The following is an 802-nucleotide window of genomic DNA, read 5'->3' on the forward strand; positions in this document are numbered from 1 at the left end:
TTTCCTCGCAGGCGTCGACCAGAGCGTCATCGCCCTCTGGCTCGGACACGCCCACGTCACCACCACCGACCGCTACCTACATGCCGACATGACCCAGAAAGAGCGGGCGCTCGCCCGCACCCAACCACCCGACACCACCCCCGGCCGTTACCGTGCTCCCGACAGGCTGCTGGCATTCCTCGAAGATCTCTAGTCAACTTTCCCCGCAGGACACAGAGATGATCTATCTCGGGAGGGCGCGCCAGGAACGGGCTCTGCAACCTGCCGCTGACCTATCGTGGGCCCGCGACGACAGCACGTGGGCATCCGAGGGCCTCATTTTCTGGATCGGGTTTCGCCCCCGACCGGCACTCGTTACGATCAACCCGTGACGCCCGCAGACGAGGCCGCCTACCTGAACGCCCTCCGCACAAGGCTCAAGGAGGTCGGCTACCAGCTGGCGGGGAACCCAGCGGACCCTACCCAGGACGCGATTCTCGTCAACGCGCGACGCCAAGCCGTCGAGATAGTGGACTCGATCCTGGAGAAGATCGAGAACAGAGCGCAGGCCGACGAGCTACGCGAGGACATGCAACACCTCCTCGACACGATCCAGCGGGACCCACCAGACAAAGACCAGACGCCCTTTTGGCAATTCATGGGCGGCGCTGTGATCATCGTCGGCCTAGCAAGTAGCGCGATCGGCATCGCCGTGAGCATCAAAGCGCTCTTGTCCGTTGCCGTCGTCGCCGGCCTGCCTGACCTGGTTGCGGATATCGTCCAGCCGGATACTGGTCCGCCTTCACAGACACCCCCCACATCG

At 64.0% G+C, this 802-nt stretch carries 1 protein-coding gene and 1 pseudogene; both read left to right on the top strand.

The window, feature by feature from the left end:
* Positions 1-193: pseudogene (locus AC5LUJ_RS23355) on the top strand (tyrosine-type recombinase/integrase); the annotation flags it as partial.
* A 174-nt stretch (positions 194-367) separates the two neighbouring features.
* The coding region (locus AC5LUJ_RS23360; protein ID WP_493465786.1) for a hypothetical protein at positions 368-802 on the top strand (435 nt) is incomplete at its 3' end.

It is taken from the genome of Protofrankia sp. CiP1_Cm_nod3 (genome assembly GCF_982290655.1).